Origin of the sequence: Brevibacillus soli, from assembly GCF_044759095.2 — a bacterium.
Classification (GTDB): Bacteria; Bacillota; Bacilli; order Brevibacillales; family Brevibacillaceae; genus JBIYSM02.
Genome location: NZ_JBIYSM020000062.1, coordinates 1 through 16,152, shown reverse-complemented (window position 1 = coordinate 16,152; position 16,152 = coordinate 1). Strand labels below are relative to the sequence as shown.

Sequence of the window (16,152 nt, the reverse complement as noted above, 5' to 3'; positions counted from 1 at the left end):
GGATTGGTTCAGGGAGAAGGGTATCCCACAATGTGATTTGCTCGTTACGAAGTTTTAACATAATCGCTCACCTCAAATAGGATTTTCGAGGAGCACTGTTGAATTTCTTTATGAAGAAAGGAATTCAGTCCCTCTTTTTGGATGTATTGCCTCGTCAACAACTACTTCCATTTAGAGAGCTGAATTCCTTTTGTTTTTGACTTACCCCAGGAATTTTTCAGGGGAAACTAGCTAGGCCGAGTTGGTGATTTATCCCTTGTCAGCATACAAACAGGAGGATATACTTAGCCTATCAACAACATAACGAAAGCTACTGGGGGAGTCCTTCATGCGGGGCTGAGAGGACGGAAGCGAATGAACCGTCGACCCTTTGCACCTGATCCGGATCATGCTGGCGCAGGGAAGTGTAGTGGACAGCAAACGTGTGTCTGATTCTCCGATGCGTGTACGTACGCCCGCCTTTCCTGCCTGGATTGGTGGGCTTTCGTTTTTTGACGGGGAGAGGTAGAGATATGACCAACTGCTTGTTGATTGGCGGAGGAATCATCGGGTTGAGTCTGGCTTATGAACTGTCGAGGAGAGGCTTGTCGGTAACCGTGATCGAACAGGGGGAATGGGGCGGGCAGGCCTCATCAGCTGCAGCCGGGATGCTGGCTCCGCTGAAAGAATTTCAAACAGTCGGTCCGCTGCTCGATTTGGGAATGGAGTCGCTCTGGCTCTATCCACAATGGGTGGCAGAGCTGGAAGCAGCCACAGGGGGAGACGTCCAGCTCTGCCTGGACGGACTGTTGACCGTAGCGATGAACGACGAGGAAGCGGAAGCGTTGTGGGCCAAATACTGCTGGCAAAAGGCGGCCGGCTATCACGTCCGATGGCTGACCGGAGGGGAAGTGCTAGAGGTGGAGCCGCTGTTAACCGCGAAAGCAGTCGCCGCCATTCACTCGCCACAGGAAGGGCATATCAACAACCGCCTGCTTCTCGGCGCGCTGGTTACTGCCTGCAAGAAGCAGGGAGTGAAGCTGGTGAGCGGTTGCGTTGTAACCGGTCTGGTTCAGCAGGCGGGCAGTGTCACCGGAGCGGAGACCACCGCGGGGACGTTTCATGCCGATCACACCGTAATCACCTCCGGCGCCTGGGCCGGGATCATGCTGAACTGGCTGGGTATCTCCATCCCGGTCTGCCCGGTGCGCGGTCAGATCGCCGCCGTTTCCTCCGCGGGAATTCCTCTTCGGACCGTGGTATTTGGGACGACAGGATACCTTACACCCAAACGGGACGGCCGGATCATCATCGGCGCCACCGAGGACGAGGCGGGATTTCAAAAAGACGTCACATTGGGAGGCCTGGCAAGCGTTTGCAGCGGTGTACTGCCGTATGTGCCTTCGCTGCAAACCGCCGCGTTTCTGGAGGCATGGGCGGGGCTCCGTCCGGCAACCGCCGACGGCAAACCGCTCTTGGGACCTGTTCCCGGTTGGAACGGGCTGTCCATCGCGGGTGGACACTTTCGCAACGGGATCCTGCTGTCACCCGTTACGGCGAAGCGCATGGCTGATTGGATTATAAAGAATCGGTTGGAACCCCTGCAGCCGTTTGCGCCGGGGCGGTTTTTTGCCGTGTCGTAAAATGAAAAAGCTCCTTGGACTCGATATCCAGGGAGCTTTGCTGTTTTATCATCATTACCGAGAAGACTCCCTCTTCAGCGAAGCAAGGGGATTTGCAAGTTGCCCATCTGCTGAAAAATCACAAGCTGGCGAAGTCGATTGCCGATGCGTCATGGACGAGGTGTCCCACTCTCTTGGAATACAAGGCTCGCTAATACGGACGCACGATCAGTGTGGTAGCGAAACATTTCCCCTCGAGCCAGTTATGTTCGGTATGTGGACACCGCAGCCTGCATGACATAGAACACGTAACCGTAGTAATTGGAATACTTTCGGAACAAGTCAATTTCCTGCTGTGCTTCATCCAGCTGGCCAAGGCATGCGGTATCGTTCCGGTAGGTTTCACGCAGTGCCAGGATGCGTTGCTCCATGGGGAGGTAGTAATCATCCCACCAGCCCGATTCCGGAAGGACAAAATGTCCGATCAGAATGTACCCGGATTGCTCTACAGCCCTTAGATGGTCCTCGACTGTTTTCATCCCCGGATAGTTTTTTTCCCAAAACTCGGCCGCCTCTGTTGGAGGATGGTTGTCCAGCCAGGCAAGCTCGGATACCGCCAGATACCCGCCGGGCTTCAAAAAGGGACGCCAGGCTTTTAGTCCCTGTTCGAAGCCCATGATATAAATCGATCCTTCCGACCAGATTACATCAAAGGAATGATTGTCAAACGGCAAGGTAAACATGGACGCTTTGCGTGGAAGGATGCGTTCTCCCAGCCCATCTGCGACAGCTCTCTGTTTCACTTCCGTCAAAAAGGGCTCATGTGTATCCACGGCCGTAATGGTTCCGTTCGTCAGCTTGGCAAGCTGGATGGTCTGCATGCCCGGGCCGCAGCCGATATCGAGAATACACGCATCGCTCGGCAGCTCTGCAAGCATTTCGAACGCTTTGCGTGTGGATTCGTTGTTGCCGGGGCCTTCTCGCGGAAGGTTATGGTGAAGTTCGAAAAAGATGTTTTTACTCAATGCTGAATCCCCCTGTGTGTGAAGATGATAGATAAAACTTGCCGGGAATTCAACAAGTCATTTTGTTACATTCCCAGCTCCTCAAACGCTGCTGCTTTCAGAACCGATCCTGCTACGGTCATCCCAACCACTCCTTTTCCAAATAATTGTAATAGTAGCATGGATTACAATCCGCCACAAGGAAATATTGACAGACCCTTATCATTATTATATCCTGTAATAAGAATATATCGTATTATACGACATGAATGGCGGCAGGTGACTTATCGTGAATCATTCAAGTACAGAGCAGTTGAACCACTATTTTACCTCCATCTACTACTTTCTTCACTATCCTCATCAGGACGGTATTACCCACCAGGCAGTGCGCCTTTTGCAGCACATCGAAAAGCGGGAAAACGTAACCATTGGCGATCTGGCGAAGTTACTGGCGGTGAGCCACAACACCGCTTCTGAACACGTCAAACGGCTGATTCAAAACGGATTGGTGTCAAAGGAACGTTCCCGGGAAGACGAGCGCAGGGTATATGTGCGGATTACGGAAAAAGGCCAAGAGGTCCTGAAGCTGCACACGCAGCTGGACGATGGGAAACTGGTGCAGATTTTGGAGCGGTTGCCGGACGAGAAGCGGGAGAAGGTACTTCAGGGATTTGCCATTCTGGCGGAGGAGGCAAAGCGATGTTTTTCCTGATAAAAATCCTCACATCGGCGCTGGTTATCGGCATTGTGACGGAAGTGGCACGCCGTTTGCCGACCGCAGGAGGAGTCATTGCTGCACTTCCCATCGTGAGTCTGCTTAGCTTGATCTGGTTGAATGCGCAGGGAGAAAGCCATCTTGAGCTTAGCCAGTTTGCGAAGGGAGTGCTGTGGGGCTTTCCAGCCACAGCCGTTCTGCTCTGGATTGTTTCCGCCGGGCTGCGGCACTCTTTTTCCCTGTTTAGCTCCATTTTGCTGGGGGTAATGGGTTGGGGCGCTCTGTTTCTGGTGCAGGACTTCCTTTTCAAGAAAATGGGCTAGGCCGATACGGGCAAATCTCACACCTCCCGATAGGCATTCGTATATGTCTGTAATATAGACAATGAATGGGAGGGTATGTCATGCAGTACGATACGTTATTTCAGGCTGAGCCGACCGTAGTCAACATGCTGAAAAACATGAAGGATACGGTGTGGGGTATCTGCAAGCAGCATTCGAGTAGGACCGTGCGCATAGAAGCTGCGGATGGAAAAGTGTACGAGGGCAAGCTCGTCGATTGTGACGGCACAAACGTATATCTGGAAGTGGAAGAGGAAGTGCGCGAGGAGGAGCAAGAGCGGCTGGAGTTTGTCCCCGTAGCCTTTACCTACCAGCCGTGCTACCCTTATTCCCCCTACTGTTACCCGTATCCGCATTACCATCCGTACCCGTATCCGTACCCCTATCCGCCAGTAACGGCACCGATCTTCGATTCACCGGAAAGTCCGCTAGAGTTACCGCCGCCGCCCCGCCGCCGCCGCCGCTGCCGTCGTCGTATCATTCCCCTGGCGTTGTTTGACCTGCTCGCCATCATTTTGCTTTAACCCATCAAATGAGTACAAACCTGTCTTTTGTCACAAACTATCAGCGAGATTGCGAAAGGCAGGGATTTTCATGCAACCGATCCACAGCAGTTTGACGGGCAAACAGGGCACGTACGAATATTACCGCGAAGCGCTCGCACCCGACGGCTTTACGTTGGCCAACTGGGACTACCAAAACGGTTATCTCGATCGCCAACTGGACGATAAAGCCATGGTCTTTCTTCGGCTGCCGATTGAGGTGCGGCAGGGGGAATTGGACAGGCCGGACTCCTTAATCGAATTTGGAACACCGTTTGTGCTAAAGCACGTCTATCAGACGGGAGTGGAAGAGAACATCGGCTATTCGGCTACTCCTGCTACGGCACCTCTGATGAACCAGTTCCAGGAGCCGATCAACAAAGACGCACCGATTGAGAGTGTCTGGATTGAAAAGGCGGAAGCAATCGTACGAGAGTTGGAACAGCGGTTTGAATAAACACAAAGCGGCGGGAATCCGGTTGGATCCCACCGTTTTTTCTTTGGTATATATAGGAATTAAAAAAATGGACATCCAATTCAGCCACTAGGAAAGCATTCGGGGCCCCGCCCGGCGAAGCAAGGGACCCCACTCGGCACAGCGATAGCTAACGCCGAGTGGGTCGAGGATAGCTCATGCGGGTGGGTTTTTTACAGCACTGTCATGCGCGAATCTTGACTGGTGTACCGATCCGCACCATGCGGGCCAGCTCTTCCACATCCCGATTGTACATGCGGATGCACCCTTTGGAAACGTATTTGCCGATGGATGCGGGATTATTGGTGCCGTGGATGCCGTAGCCGAGCTTGTTCAGTCCCATCCAGAAGGTGCCGTACACCGTCAAAGGACCGCCCCTGTAGCTGTTGGGATAGGGAACTTTGTTCATGATTTTGAAATCACCGTGCGGCGTCTGTGTTGCCAGCTTTCCGACACCTACGGGATATACTCTGACAATGCGGTTGTCCCTGTAAAGCGTGAGCTTGCGATCAGATAAGTCGATACGGATGGAGTAACCGACAGGCATCGAGATCCCCCCTGCTGTCTGTTTCCCATAACGTATGTAAGAGCCGGGAGCGGGGTGTGGGCAGCAGGGAAAACGGCGGTTCTGCAGAATGAAAACCAGATGGAAATCATTCCCGAGGAATTGCGGCATCCAATTCCGAAGAGAGGTGCTACGTTATGAATACAGTGGATTTTCACCGGTTGTTTTCGTACAACGAATGGGCGATGGATCATCAGCTTACGGCGATACGCAGGCTGACGGAGGAGCAGCTGCACCGCGACTTGGGGGGAAGTTTCGGGACGATTCATCGAACACTGCTTCATCTGGTCGGAGCGGAAGAGCTCTGGATTACCCGTTTACTCGGACAGGAAACGCCCTCCGGATTGCCGGAACCAGCGAATTTCCCCACGCTGGAAGCGGTCGAGAGGCTGTTGGGTGCGACGCGGCAAAAATGGAAAAGCTATTGGGAACAGTTGGACGACCAGCAGCTTCAACTGCCGTTTTCCTATCGCAACCTGCGAGGAGAGGAAGTGACGCTGGCGCTGTGGCAGGCCCTCCATCACGTCGCCAACCACGGCACCTACCACCGCGGCCAGCTTACCTCGATGCTGCGGATGGTCGGGGAGACGCCGCCTGCGATTGACGCATTAGTCTATTACCTCGCCCAACAGCAGCGATAAAATGCCAACCCCACGCCTCTGTGGTATAGTGGGGGAGAGGAAAAGAAAGACAGCTTGACCTAAGTGAGGGTAGACATGTGATGAAAATTGCCACCGTACTGCGAAACGACGATTTTTCCCGGGAAGTCTGCAGGATGCTTCGTGAAAAATTGCATGCCCGCCCTGACAACCTGTATCGGTTTGTCGACAGCCGTAATGACCGTCCGGATCTGGTGGTGTCGATCGGCGGAGACGGAACGCTGCTGGAGGCAGTACACCAGTATGGCTTCGAACCAACCTACGTCGGGATTCATACCGGCCACCTCGGCTTTTACGCAGACTGGCGGCCTGAGGAACTTGACGAGTTTATTTCGGCATTGGAGCAGCCTCATCCGTTTATCGCGGAGTATCCGACGGTACAGTGCCGAATTCACACCAGCGACGGGCAAACTCACCACAAGTGGGCCTTGAATGAGTTGGTAATCCGCAACGCGTCTCTTTCCACTCTGGTCGCCTGCGTGTACATAAACGGGGAAGAGTTTGAGACCTTCCGCGGTGACGGTTTAATCGTCTCATCTCCGTCCGGCAGCACTGCCTACAACAAGGCGGTAAACGGTGCGATTGTGCATCCTTCCATTGAGGCGATACAGCTGTCCGAGATCGCTTCGATCAACAACCAGGCATACCGTACCATCAACAGTTCGTTGGTACTGCCAAAACATCATGAAGTCGAATTGATCGTCATGAATCCCGAGATCATGATCGGCCTAGATCGTGAGCAGGCCGTATGGAGCCGTGTCCGTTCCATCACCTGCCGTGTCGGGGGGGACAAGGTGAAATTTGCCCGTTACAAGCGGCTGCCGTTCTGGGGACGGGTACGCAACTCCTTTATTAAAGACTGATTTCCCGGTGAAAGAGGTTGTGAAAATGAAGAAGATTGGAAAGCTGGTCCGGTTGTATCGGCATCCTGTCAAAGCGATGCGGGGAGAACGGCTGGAGAACTGCCGGGTGGATACCTTTGGGCTTTACGGAGATCGCAGCCATTACTTTCTCGATCCGTCCAATCAGGGGAAATACCTAAGTGCGGACAAGGTGCCCGCTCTGTTGGGATATTCGGCGAGATTCATCGGAGAAGAGCGGCCGGACGTTTATCCGGACGTGCACATCACCTCGCCAAAAGGCAAAGAGTACCGTTGGGGAGATGCGCAGTTGTTTAAAGAGCTGGAGGAAGTGGCGAAACGGCCCGTTACCCCGATGCGAAGCACCCCTCTGGAAGGGGGGCGAAATTGGGAGGACCATCTGTTAATCGTTACACAGTCGTCCCTCAGGGAAATTGCAAGCGGGCTTGGATCGGAGAAGCTGGACGAGCGCCGGTTTCGTCCCAATCTGGTAATCGCACTGGACGAAGACCAACCGTTTGCGGAAGATGAGTGGTTTGGCAGACAGCTGCGCATTCACGACGTGGTACTGCGGGTGAACAAGCATTGTGAACGCTGCACGTATGTCAACATCGATCCGGAAACGCTGGAGATGAATCCGGCTGTCCTGAAGACCGTTGTGAAACGGCATGAGAACCATTTCGGCGTATACGCCTCCGTCGTGGAACCGGGTACGTTGACCAGCGGAGACGAGGTGTATCTGCTGTGAATAAAGAAGTGTTCTCCCCGTTGGACAGAGTTCGGACCTTTGTAAAACGATTTGACCCGTCACTGGAACCCATGGTGTTCGACGAGCCGATGAAGACGTCAGAAGAGGCCGCTCAGATGCTGGGCGTGGAGGTTGGACAGATCGCCAAATCCATTTTGTTTCGCACCAGGGAGCGGTACGGCTTGTTTGTGGCCGCCGGGGATGTCAGGATACACACCAGGCAGGTAAAAGCCTGCCTCGGCGGAGGACAGCCCAAAATGGCGTCGCCGGAGGAAGTGCTAAGCATCACCGGATTCGAGGTAGGGGCTGTCTGTCCGTTTGCCCTACGGGAGGAGGTTCCTGTCTATATCGACGAATCACTGCGACGCTTCCCAGTCGTTTACACCGCCGCCGGCATCGCTGAGTCGCTTTTGCCCGTTTCCTTTGAGCAGCTGGTGGAGATTACCGGGGGAACGGTGATTAACGCTGCGTCGGAAGAAGGTAACTGATACACATCACAAAAGTGACCACCGACTGCTAAAATGATTGATCCAGCCCTGGCAATTATGTCAGGGTTTTCCTTTTTGCGAATGTTTTTGTTTGTTGGATGTGTTAAAATTTGGGTATCTACCCACCACGCATGATGTTCAAAGTGCCGATGATACTTCATCACCCGCATGGTCGTATCGAGTATTAGTCGATACAAGGCACTCACATGCGAAAAGCGCTTGACCTATAGTCAAGCTGAGACTGTCGAAAAAGGTATTGGTGTCTATTCGGGACCGATTTCTCCGCTCCGCTCGACCCTCCTCCCCACAGGGATGTGTCACTGTTCGCTCCGCGACGATTCGCGGGGGCAGCGCCAAAGCCGCGTCACTACGAAGTTTTCTCAGGGGTGGCGCTGCTTGATCCCCGCGCCCACGTCCCTACGCTAGCAGGTCGTCACAGCTCGCGGGTAGCTGGAGAAATCGGTCCCTCTTAAAACCATTGGTTTCTCAACAAACTGCGCTTGACCTATAGTCAAGCTATTGGAAATCTTAGCACTACGATCAGGATGATGATCAAGATAATAATAATGAGTATGTCTCTCATGGACATTTCATCCCCCTCCCATAGAAAAATCTTTTGATAGCACACATATGCGCTCCGTAATTAATAAATACCACCACGCATTGTTCAAAAAATTAGAATTTGGAGGTCAACCTATGCCTGTACGTAGCTTCAAAGTAAAATTAGTGACCCGAAGCGGCGACGCGGAACTCATGCGCCAACTGCGGCTAGGACTCTGGAAGACGCACGAAGTAGTTAACCAGGGAATTGCCTATTACATGAACAAGCTCGCTCTGATGCGACAGGAACCATACGCCGGGAAAAGCAGGGAAGAAGTGCGTCTTAGCCTGCTGTTTTCCCTGCGTGAACAGCAAAAACGGAACAACTGGACCGGAGAATCGGGGACCGATAAAGAGATCCTGAGCCTGACTCGACGCCTGTATGAGCTGTTGGTTCCTTCCTCCATCGGGGAAAAAGGAGACGCTCAAGTACTAAGTCGCTCATTTCTTGGCCCGCTGGTTGACCCCAACAGCGAAGGGAAAAAAGGAACCGCCAAATCAGGCCGGAAACCGCGCTGGATGAAGATGAAAGAAGAAGGGCATCCCGATTGGGAGGCGGAGAGAGACAAGGATCTGGCCAAAAAGGCGGCAGATCCCACTGCGTCCATCCTGAACGACCTGGAAGCGTTTGGTTTACGTCCGTTGTTCCCGTTGTTTACTAATGAACAGAGGGAAATCCAATGGCTTCCCCCAAAAAATAAACGGCAATTCGTCCGCACCTGGGACAGGGACATGTTCCAACAAGCGCTCGAGCGCATGCTTTCCTGGGAGTCATGGAACCGTCGGGTGGCGGAAGAATATCAGAAGCTGCAAGCGCAACGAGACGATCTGTACGCCAAATATCTCGAAGATGGCGGTTCGTGGCTGGAAGCCCTGCAGTCGTTTGAGAAGCAGAGGGAAATGGAACTGGCGGAAGAGGCGTTTGCCACCAATAGCGAATACCTGATTACACGCAGGCAGATCAGGGGCTGGAAGCAGGTCTATGAAAAATGGAGCAAACTGCCGGAAACAGCCACACAGGAAGAGTTTTGGCGGGTAGTCGCCAATGAGCAGACATCAATGTCCGGCGCTTTTGGTGACCCAAAGGTGTATCAATTTTTGTCCCAACCGGAGCATCAACATATCTGGCGTGGACACCCGAATCGGCTCTATCACTATACGAACTATAACGAGGTCAGGGATAAATTGCATCGAGCCAAACAACAGGCTGCCTTTACCTTGCCGGACCCGGTCGTACACCCGCTATGGACTCGTTTTGACGCCAGGGGAGGCAATATTCACGACTATGAAATCAGCAAGGTTGGCAAACAGTATCATGTTACCTTCAGCAGTCTTCTTTGGCCTGAAAATGAGGCATGGGTGGAACGTGAGAATGTTACGGTAGGAATCGGGAATTCCCTGCAGTGGAAGAGGCAAATCAGACTGAACGGGTATGCCGACAAAAAACAAAAGGTCAAATATTACGATTACAGCGCCCGATTTGAATTTGACGGTGTGTTGGGCGGGGCGAAGATCCAGTTTGACCGGAAACATCTGGTCAAGGCTTGCAACCGTTTGGCGCACGGCGAAACAGGTCCGGTTTTCCTGAACGTAGTTGTCGATGTAGAGCCATTCCTGGAGATAAAAAATGGTCGACTCCGCACACCGCTGGGACAAGCTTTACAAGTGAACACCAAAGACTGGCCGAAAGTAACAGGATACAAACCGGATGAACTTCTTGCCTTGGTACAAAATACGCAGCCGGCAAATGAGACAGGCATGGGAACGGTAGAAGCAGGAATGCGGATCATGTCGATTGATATGGGGCAGCGCACTGCGGCTGCGGTGAGCATCTTTGAGGTAATGCCGCAAAAACCGGATGAGAAGGAGACAAAGATGTTCTACCCGATTGCAGATACTGGATTGTACGCTGTTCATCGACGCAGTCTGCTGCTGCGGCTTCCGGGAGAGGAGACCTCCGACAAAAAGCGAATGGAGAAGCGAATAGAACGGGCTAAGGTGCGCTCTCTCGTTCGTTTTCAGATACGCCTGCTCTCCGAAGTACTGCGTCTGCACACGCAAGGAACGGCTGAGATGCGTAGACTTAAGCTGGATGAAATGCTCGAATCGTTGCAGACGAAACAAGAATTGGATGATGCACCTTGGCGGACAGAGTTGGAAAAACTGTCTGACTATATTCACGAGTCTGCGGAAAGATGGCAACAGGCTTTGGTTGTTGCCCACCGAACGCTGGAGCCAGTTGTAGTCCAAGCCGTACGTCTTTGGAAAAAGTCACTGAGCAAGGAAAACAAGGAGCGTCAACACATTGCTGGTCTATCCATGTGGAACATCGAAGAGCTGGAAGAGACCAGACAGCTGTTGATCGCCTGGAGCAAGCACAGCAGAGAGCCTGGAGTACCCAACCGCCTGGATGATGCTGAGACCTTTGCGCCTGAGCAACTGCAACATATCCAGAATGTAAAGGATGACCGTCTCAAACAAATGGCCAATCTGATCGTCATGACCGCGCTTGGGTACAAGTACGACGAAACCGATAAACGATGGAAGGAAGCGTACCCTGCTTGCCAGGTTATCCTGTTTGAAGACCTGAGCCGTTACCGCTTCGCACTGGATCGCCCGCGACGGGAAAACAACCGGTTGATGAAATGGGCTCATCGGAGTATCCCTCGGCTGACTTACCTGCAAGCGGAGCTTTTCGGCATCCAGGTAGGGGACGTTTACTCCGCTTACACGTCCCGCTTTCACGCCAAGACCGGGGCTCCGGGCATCCGCTGTCACGCATTGACAGAAGAGGATTTGAAGCCCAATTCCTATGTGGTCAGGCAGCTTATCAAGGACAACTTTATTCAAGAACACCAGGTGGCGAGTCTGAAGCCGGGGCAGATTGTACCGTGGCAGGGCGGTGAGCTGTTTGTCACGTTTGCCGATCAAGCCGGTTCCCGTCTAGCAGTGATTCACGCCGACATCAACGCGGCGCAAAATCTACAGAAACGTTTCTGGCAGCAGAATAGTGAAGTCTTCCGTGTTCCCTGCAAGGTCACGTCAGGCAGCCTGATTCCTGCTTATGACAAAATGAAAAAGCTGTTTGGCAAAGGATTTTTTGTCAACATCAGTCATTCCGAGAAAGAGGAGGTATATGTGTGGGAACATTTTGCCAAAATGAAAAGTAAAACTACACCTGCTGACCCTGTATCGGAAGAAATTAAAAACAAAGAATTAACCGATGACATGGAAGACATGGAAGACATCCAGGAAGGATACAAGACTTTGTTTCGAGACCCCAGCGGCTTTTTCTGGTCATCCGACAGATGGCTTCCCCAGAAAGACTTCTGGGCTCGGGTGAAGACTTGCATCGGGAAAAGGCTGCGTGAACAAATCCGGTAGCATCGGCAGGTGGAAATAAGGGAGGTTCTCGACTAAATGCCGTCGATACCGGTGCGCATGTTGAACGAAGTCCAGTATTGTGAACGCCTGTTTCACATTATGCATGTCCAGGGATTGTTTGAAGAAAATCCGGATACCATCGAAGGAGCCGCCCAGCATCGGAGGGCTGAGGAACGTCGCCGCAAGGGAGAAATGGCTCCCGAAGAGATGTGGGGGGCGGCTCCGCTCAGTTTGCATCTGGGGGATGATAACCTTCAACTGGTTGGGAAACTGGATACTGTGACGTTGGAAAACGGATTGTGGGCTCCCGTGGAAGGGAAGCACTCTTCCGCTCCCGAATCGTCGCAACCTTTTCGCGTCGGAGACTATGAACTAATCGGAACCGCTTGGCCGAACGACCAGATTCAACTGTGCGCGCAGGGATTGCTTCTGCGGGCAAACGGGTATCCTTCCGATTACGGATATCTCTATTACCGAGGCAACCGCAAGCGGGTAAAAGTAGATTTCACCGCTCCTCTGATCGACGCCACCCACGCATGTATTCGGCGCGCCCAGGAAATCGAGCAGGGGGAAATGCCGAGACCTTTGAAAGATTCCAACAAGTGCTTTCGCTGTTCGATGAATTACGTATGCCTCCCGGACGAGACCAATTATTTGCTGGGTGTAAGCACCAACATCCGCAAAATTGTACCAAGTCGGGCAGATGGAGGAGTACTTTACGTTTCCGAGCCTGGGGCAAGGCTTGGCAAGGATGGTGAAAGCCTGACCATTGTCTACAGGGACGGCAGGCAGGATCAGGTGCCGATCAAGGACATTGTTCATATTTCGCTGATGGGTCATGTGCAATGCTCTACCCAGCTCATTCACACATTGATGGAGTGCGGGGTCTCCATCAGTTACCTAAGTACACATGGAAAACTGATCGGCGTTACGAGTCCGCTCACCACAAAAAACATTCACCTGCGGCAAAAGCAGTTTATCCGTTTTCAGCATCCGGAGGCAGCCCTTCGCCTTGCCCGTTGGGTGATATATGCCAAGATTGCCAACCAGCGAACCCTGTTGCGCCGTAACGGTTCCGTCTCTTCCCAGGTGCTGCGAGAATTGAAAGACTTGAGAGACCGGACCCTGGAATCGGATAGCCTGGACAGTCTGCGGGGATACGAGGGAAGAGCGGGCAGGTTGTATATGGGATCATTTCCAAGCATGCTGAAGCATACAGAAATGGATGGACAGTTAATCATGCAAGGGCGGAATCGAAGACCGCCCAAAGACCCTGTCAATGCCCTTCTTTCCCTCGGATACACGTTGCTGGTTCGGGATATGATCGCCGCCTGCGTGCGCGTCGGGTTGGATCCGCTGTTCGGTTTTTTTCACAGAATTGAGCCTGGCAGACCTTCACTCGCCCTCGATCTGATGGAGCCGTTTCGCCCACTCATCGCCGACAGCGTTGTCTTGCGGGTTCTGAATACAGAAGAGATTGAAATCAATGATTTCTATTGGGGACAGGACAGCTGTCAGTTAAAAAAACAAGGACGGCATACGTTTTTTGCCGCGTATGAACGTCGCCTGCATGACGAGCTGACACATCCCAGCTTTGATTACAAAACCAGCTATCGCCGAACATTGGATCTGGAGGCGCGACTGCTCGCTCGTCATTTGGAAGGGGAACTGCCAGAGTATCGTCCCCTCACCACCCGCTAGGAAGGATGACGGACGGGTGAGACAATACGTCCTGGTGAGTTACGACATATCCGAACCCAAGCGATGGCGTAAAGTGTACAAGATGATGAAAGGCTACGGCGAACACGTTCAATACTCCGTTTTCATCTGCCAACTGACGGATCTGCAGGAAGCTGAGTTGAAGGTGAAGATGGACGAAATCATTCATCATCTCGAGGATCAGGTCATGTTCGTGCATATTGGCCCCGTTACCCGCGATCAGTTAGCGAAAAGGATCTCAACGGTCGGAAGAGAATACCTGCCGAGGGATCTTACCAAACTGATTTATTGACAAAAATTGCATGTTGATATTGATATGGACTGAGCAAACGAGATATAATAAAAATAATTAGCTATAGGCTAATAAGATAGTTGTGTCAAGTGCTTCGGTGACCTAACACGTCACTCAGTCACAACAACTATCTATATTTCCACTAACCATCCGAAGTCAGGGAGATGCGGACCTCCCTGCAGCGGTCGAGCACCTCCTCTGGTCAAAAACCAAGAGAGGTGCTCGAATCCTTTGTGGCTCTAAGGAGGATTCCATCTTCATGGAGGCGATCTCGATGCAGAAGAGTGTATTAAACAGCATGGTTATGCCCCCTCTCGCAAAGAGGCTTCAAAGATTAACTGCTGCAAAGGATTGTGCGAACAGCAGTCCGTTTCGTTAGTGGAAATGTAGATGGTTAGCACCAAAGCAGTTTGTCCAGCATTTCCCGAACCTTCGGTCCGTTTCGTTAGTGGAAATGTAGATGGTTAGCACTTGTACCTGCCTGTAGAGTCCGGCGAAGCGGTACTGGTCCGTTTCGTTAGTGGAAATGTAGATGGTTAGCACCGGTAAAGAGGAAGATGAACGACGCATCGACAACGTCCGTTTCGTTAGTGGAAATGTAGATGGTTAGCACTCTAACACATAAACATTCCCTTGCTTGTCTACAGTGTCCGTTTCGTTAGTGGAAATGTAGATGGTTAGCACTGATAAAGGTGCTGGAGCAAGTGGGGAACAGTATGTCCGTTTCGTTAGTGGAAATGTAGATGGTTAGCACAACAATTTGTGTAGGGAGAAAAGGGGTTAAAATCGTCCGTTTCGTTAGTGGAAATGTAGATGGTTAGCACAGCATCGCTGTTTTGCTTGCATGCCCGCGGGATTACGTGTCCGTTTCGTTAGTGGAAATGTAGATGGTTAGCACAGTATATCAGACTGCGGTTCCGTGAAGTCACGGTAAGTCCGTTTCGTTAGTGGAAATGTAGATGGTTAGCACTGTTTGCATTGTCGTGGAATGACGTCGCCGGTTGGAGTCCGTTTCGTTAGTGGAAATGTAGATGGTTAGCACTAAGTCTCCAAAATTGTATATTACCCAGGATGATTGGGTCCGTTTCGTTAGTGGAAATGTAGATGGTTAGCACTTTAGGCTAATACACCCTGCTTCTTCAGCTTGTGGGTCCGTTTCGTTAGTGGAAATGTAGATGGTTAGCACATTGGGAAGACCACGAAAAAGTGAAGAAGAGAAGAAGTCCGTTTCGTTAGTGGAAATGTAGATGGTTAGCACCAAAGCCGCCTTCATAGGAAATTGCTGTTTCAGTGAGTCCGTTTCGTTAGTGGAAATGTAGATGGTTAGCACGGAGTCAAAAAAGACCATACGCTTCGGGAGATTTTGGTCCGTTTCGTTAGTGGAAATGTAGATGGTTAGCACTTGTTTGTGGTCACTTGTTGGTCACTTGTTGGTCGTCCGTTTCGTTAGTGGAAATGTAGGTGGTTAGCACCAGCAGAGGACGCTAAGTTTGACCTGAACATGGTTGTCCGTTTCGTTAGTGGAAATGTAGATGGTTAGCACGGCAAAGCCGCTGGGGTGTGTTTGACGTAGCCATGGCGTCCGTTTCGTTAGTGGAAATGTAGATGGTTAGCACTCTACAGTGCTCATCGGTCCCGGCCCCCGATCTGTGTCCGTTTTGTTAGTGGAAATGTAGATGGTTAGCACCTGTCTTCAAGCGATATGCGTTGCTGATGGATTGATGTCCGTTTCGTTAGTGGAAATGTAGATGGTTAGCACGAAAGGCTGCTCAACAAAGGGTACCTGTGAGAACAGGAGGTCCGTTTCGTTAGTGGAAATGTAGATGGTTACCACGGCACAAAGACGATGGAACCGGGCACGTTGACCAGCGGAGACGAGGTGTATCTGGTGTGAGGAAAAACATGTATTCAAATGATACAAAATGTCCAGCTTGCGCTATACTGGAAGAAGATATCGGGTTTAAAGCGGAAGAGCAATAGTAGAAGACCTTTATAAAGCAAGGTCTTTTTTAGTGTATAAGCGTACTATGTCAAATACTTTTTTTACTCAATTTGGGTATAGCAAACACACCTAACGTAAAGTTTGTTAAAAAATTACAATTAGCAACTGACAAGGGTACGTTATGGTATTTGTCAGCCCTTCTTGAAACTAAGAAGGT

Annotated in this window: 14 protein-coding genes, 1 pseudogene, 1 CRISPR repeat array and 1 riboswitch; of the genes and pseudogenes, 13 read left to right on the top strand and 2 right to left on the bottom strand. The window is 51.6% G+C overall.

Going from position 1 to position 16,152, the window contains the following annotated elements:
- Positions 1–305: 305 nt before the first annotated feature.
- Positions 306–420: riboswitch (TPP riboswitch) on the top strand.
- Between the two features lie 92 nt (positions 421–512).
- Positions 513–1,622 (top strand): glycine oxidase ThiO, encoded by a 1,110-nt coding sequence (thiO, locus tag ACE99V_RS18810; RefSeq protein WP_400492765.1) that lies wholly within the window; start codon positions 513–515, stop codon positions 1,620–1,622.
- Positions 1,623–1,711: 89 nt separating this feature from the next.
- Positions 1,712–1,891: pseudogene (locus tag ACE99V_RS18805) on the top strand (zinc ribbon domain-containing protein); the annotation flags it as partial.
- Here the strand turns inward: ACE99V_RS18805 and ACE99V_RS18800 are convergent.
- Positions 1,865–2,626: a class I SAM-dependent methyltransferase gene (locus ACE99V_RS18800; protein ID WP_400492764.1), complete on the bottom strand. Its 762-nt coding sequence runs from the start codon at positions 2,624–2,626 to the stop codon at positions 1,865–1,867. The pseudogene ACE99V_RS18805 and the gene ACE99V_RS18800 sit on opposite strands and share 27 nt — an antisense overlap.
- Positions 2,627–2,894: 268 nt before the next feature.
- On the opposite strand from ACE99V_RS18800, the gene ACE99V_RS18795 reads away from it, so the two are divergent.
- The 4 genes from ACE99V_RS18795 (at position 2,895) to ACE99V_RS18780 (ending at position 4,660) form a co-directional block, all read left to right on the top strand.
- Positions 2,895–3,317, top strand: coding sequence for a MarR family winged helix-turn-helix transcriptional regulator (locus ACE99V_RS18795; protein WP_400492763.1), 423 nt, complete (start codon positions 2,895–2,897; stop codon positions 3,315–3,317).
- The gene (locus ACE99V_RS18790) at positions 3,305–3,643 is read left to right on the top strand and encodes a DUF3147 family protein (RefSeq protein WP_400492762.1); all 339 of its coding nucleotides are present in this window, start codon (positions 3,305–3,307) and stop codon (positions 3,641–3,643) included. The genes ACE99V_RS18795 and ACE99V_RS18790 overlap by 13 nt, the downstream gene beginning before the upstream one ends.
- Before the next feature lie 80 nt (positions 3,644–3,723).
- On the top strand, positions 3,724–4,185 hold the full coding sequence (locus tag ACE99V_RS18785; RefSeq protein WP_400492761.1) for a hypothetical protein: 462 nt from the start codon (positions 3,724–3,726) through the stop codon (positions 4,183–4,185).
- Positions 4,186–4,255: 70 nt separating this feature from the next.
- A complete protein-coding gene (locus ACE99V_RS18780) occupies positions 4,256–4,660 on the top strand; it encodes a YugN family protein (protein ID WP_400492760.1) in 405 nt (134 codons plus the stop codon).
- 202 nt (positions 4,661–4,862) lie between these two features.
- Here the strand turns inward: ACE99V_RS18780 and ACE99V_RS18775 are convergent, their stop codons facing one another.
- Positions 4,863–5,225 carry a L,D-transpeptidase gene (locus ACE99V_RS18775; RefSeq protein ID WP_400492759.1) on the bottom strand — a complete coding sequence of 121 codons (363 nt, stop codon included), beginning with the start codon at positions 5,223–5,225 and terminating at the stop codon, positions 4,863–4,865.
- 155 nt (positions 5,226–5,380) lie between these two features.
- Between ACE99V_RS18775 and ACE99V_RS18770 the strand changes: the two genes are divergently transcribed.
- The 7 genes from ACE99V_RS18770 to cas2 all read left to right on the top strand — a co-directional run bounded on the left by ACE99V_RS18770 (position 5,381) and on the right by cas2 (position 13,993).
- Entirely contained in the window at positions 5,381–5,884 is a 504-nt protein-coding gene (locus ACE99V_RS18770; protein ID WP_400492758.1) for a DinB family protein, read from the top strand.
- A gap of 80 nt (positions 5,885–5,964) precedes the next feature.
- Entirely contained in the window at positions 5,965–6,765 is an 801-nt protein-coding gene (locus ACE99V_RS18765) for an NAD kinase (protein ID WP_400492766.1), read from the top strand.
- 25 nt (positions 6,766–6,790) lie between these two features.
- Entirely contained in the window at positions 6,791–7,510 is a 720-nt protein-coding gene (locus tag ACE99V_RS18760) for an MOSC domain-containing protein (protein WP_400492757.1), read from the top strand.
- The gene (locus ACE99V_RS18755) at positions 7,507–7,998 is read left to right on the top strand and encodes a YbaK/EbsC family protein (RefSeq protein WP_400492756.1); all 492 of its coding nucleotides are present in this window, start codon (positions 7,507–7,509) and stop codon (positions 7,996–7,998) included. Before ACE99V_RS18760 ends, ACE99V_RS18755 begins: the two co-directional genes overlap by 4 nt.
- Positions 7,999–8,694: 696 nt before the next feature.
- Positions 8,695–11,982, top strand: a complete 3,288-nt coding sequence (cas12b, locus tag ACE99V_RS18750) for a type V CRISPR-associated protein Cas12b (protein WP_400492755.1) — start codon at positions 8,695–8,697, stop codon at positions 11,980–11,982.
- 36 nt (positions 11,983–12,018) lie between these two features.
- A complete protein-coding gene (cas4g/cas1g, locus tag ACE99V_RS18745; protein WP_400492754.1) occupies positions 12,019–13,683 on the top strand; it encodes a CRISPR-associated endonuclease Cas4g/Cas1g in 1,665 nt (554 codons plus the stop codon).
- Between the two features lie 16 nt (positions 13,684–13,699).
- The gene (gene cas2 / locus ACE99V_RS18740) at positions 13,700–13,993 is read left to right on the top strand and encodes a CRISPR-associated endonuclease Cas2 (RefSeq protein WP_400492753.1); all 294 of its coding nucleotides are present in this window, start codon (positions 13,700–13,702) and stop codon (positions 13,991–13,993) included.
- 365 nt (positions 13,994–14,358) lie between these two features.
- Positions 14,359–15,827: a CRISPR direct-repeat array (repeat unit 36 nt; unit sequence GTCCGTTTCGTTAGTGGAAATGTAGATGGTTAGCAC).
- Positions 15,828–16,152: the final 325 nt, after the last annotated feature.

Coding starts and splice junctions, on each gene's coding strand:
- cas4g/cas1g (WP_400492754.1), top strand. CDS start 12,019: ATGCCGTCGATACCGGTGCGCATGTTGAACGAAGTCCAGTATTGTGAA.
- ACE99V_RS18765 (WP_400492766.1), top strand. CDS start 5,965: ATGAAAATTGCCACCGTACTGCGAAACGACGATTTTTCCCGGGAAGTC.
- cas12b (WP_400492755.1), top strand. CDS start 8,695: ATGCCTGTACGTAGCTTCAAAGTAAAATTAGTGACCCGAAGCGGCGAC.
- thiO (WP_400492765.1), top strand. CDS start 513: ATGACCAACTGCTTGTTGATTGGCGGAGGAATCATCGGGTTGAGTCTG.
- ACE99V_RS18790 (WP_400492762.1), top strand. CDS start 3,305: ATGTTTTTCCTGATAAAAATCCTCACATCGGCGCTGGTTATCGGCATT.
- ACE99V_RS18780 (WP_400492760.1), top strand. CDS start 4,256: ATGCAACCGATCCACAGCAGTTTGACGGGCAAACAGGGCACGTACGAA.
- ACE99V_RS18760 (WP_400492757.1), top strand. CDS start 6,791: ATGAAGAAGATTGGAAAGCTGGTCCGGTTGTATCGGCATCCTGTCAAA.
- ACE99V_RS18775 (WP_400492759.1), bottom strand. CDS start 5,225: ATGCCTGTCGGTTACTCCATCCGTATCGACTTATCTGATCGCAAGCTC.
- ACE99V_RS18785 (WP_400492761.1), top strand. CDS start 3,724: ATGCAGTACGATACGTTATTTCAGGCTGAGCCGACCGTAGTCAACATG.
- ACE99V_RS18770 (WP_400492758.1), top strand. CDS start 5,381: ATGAATACAGTGGATTTTCACCGGTTGTTTTCGTACAACGAATGGGCG.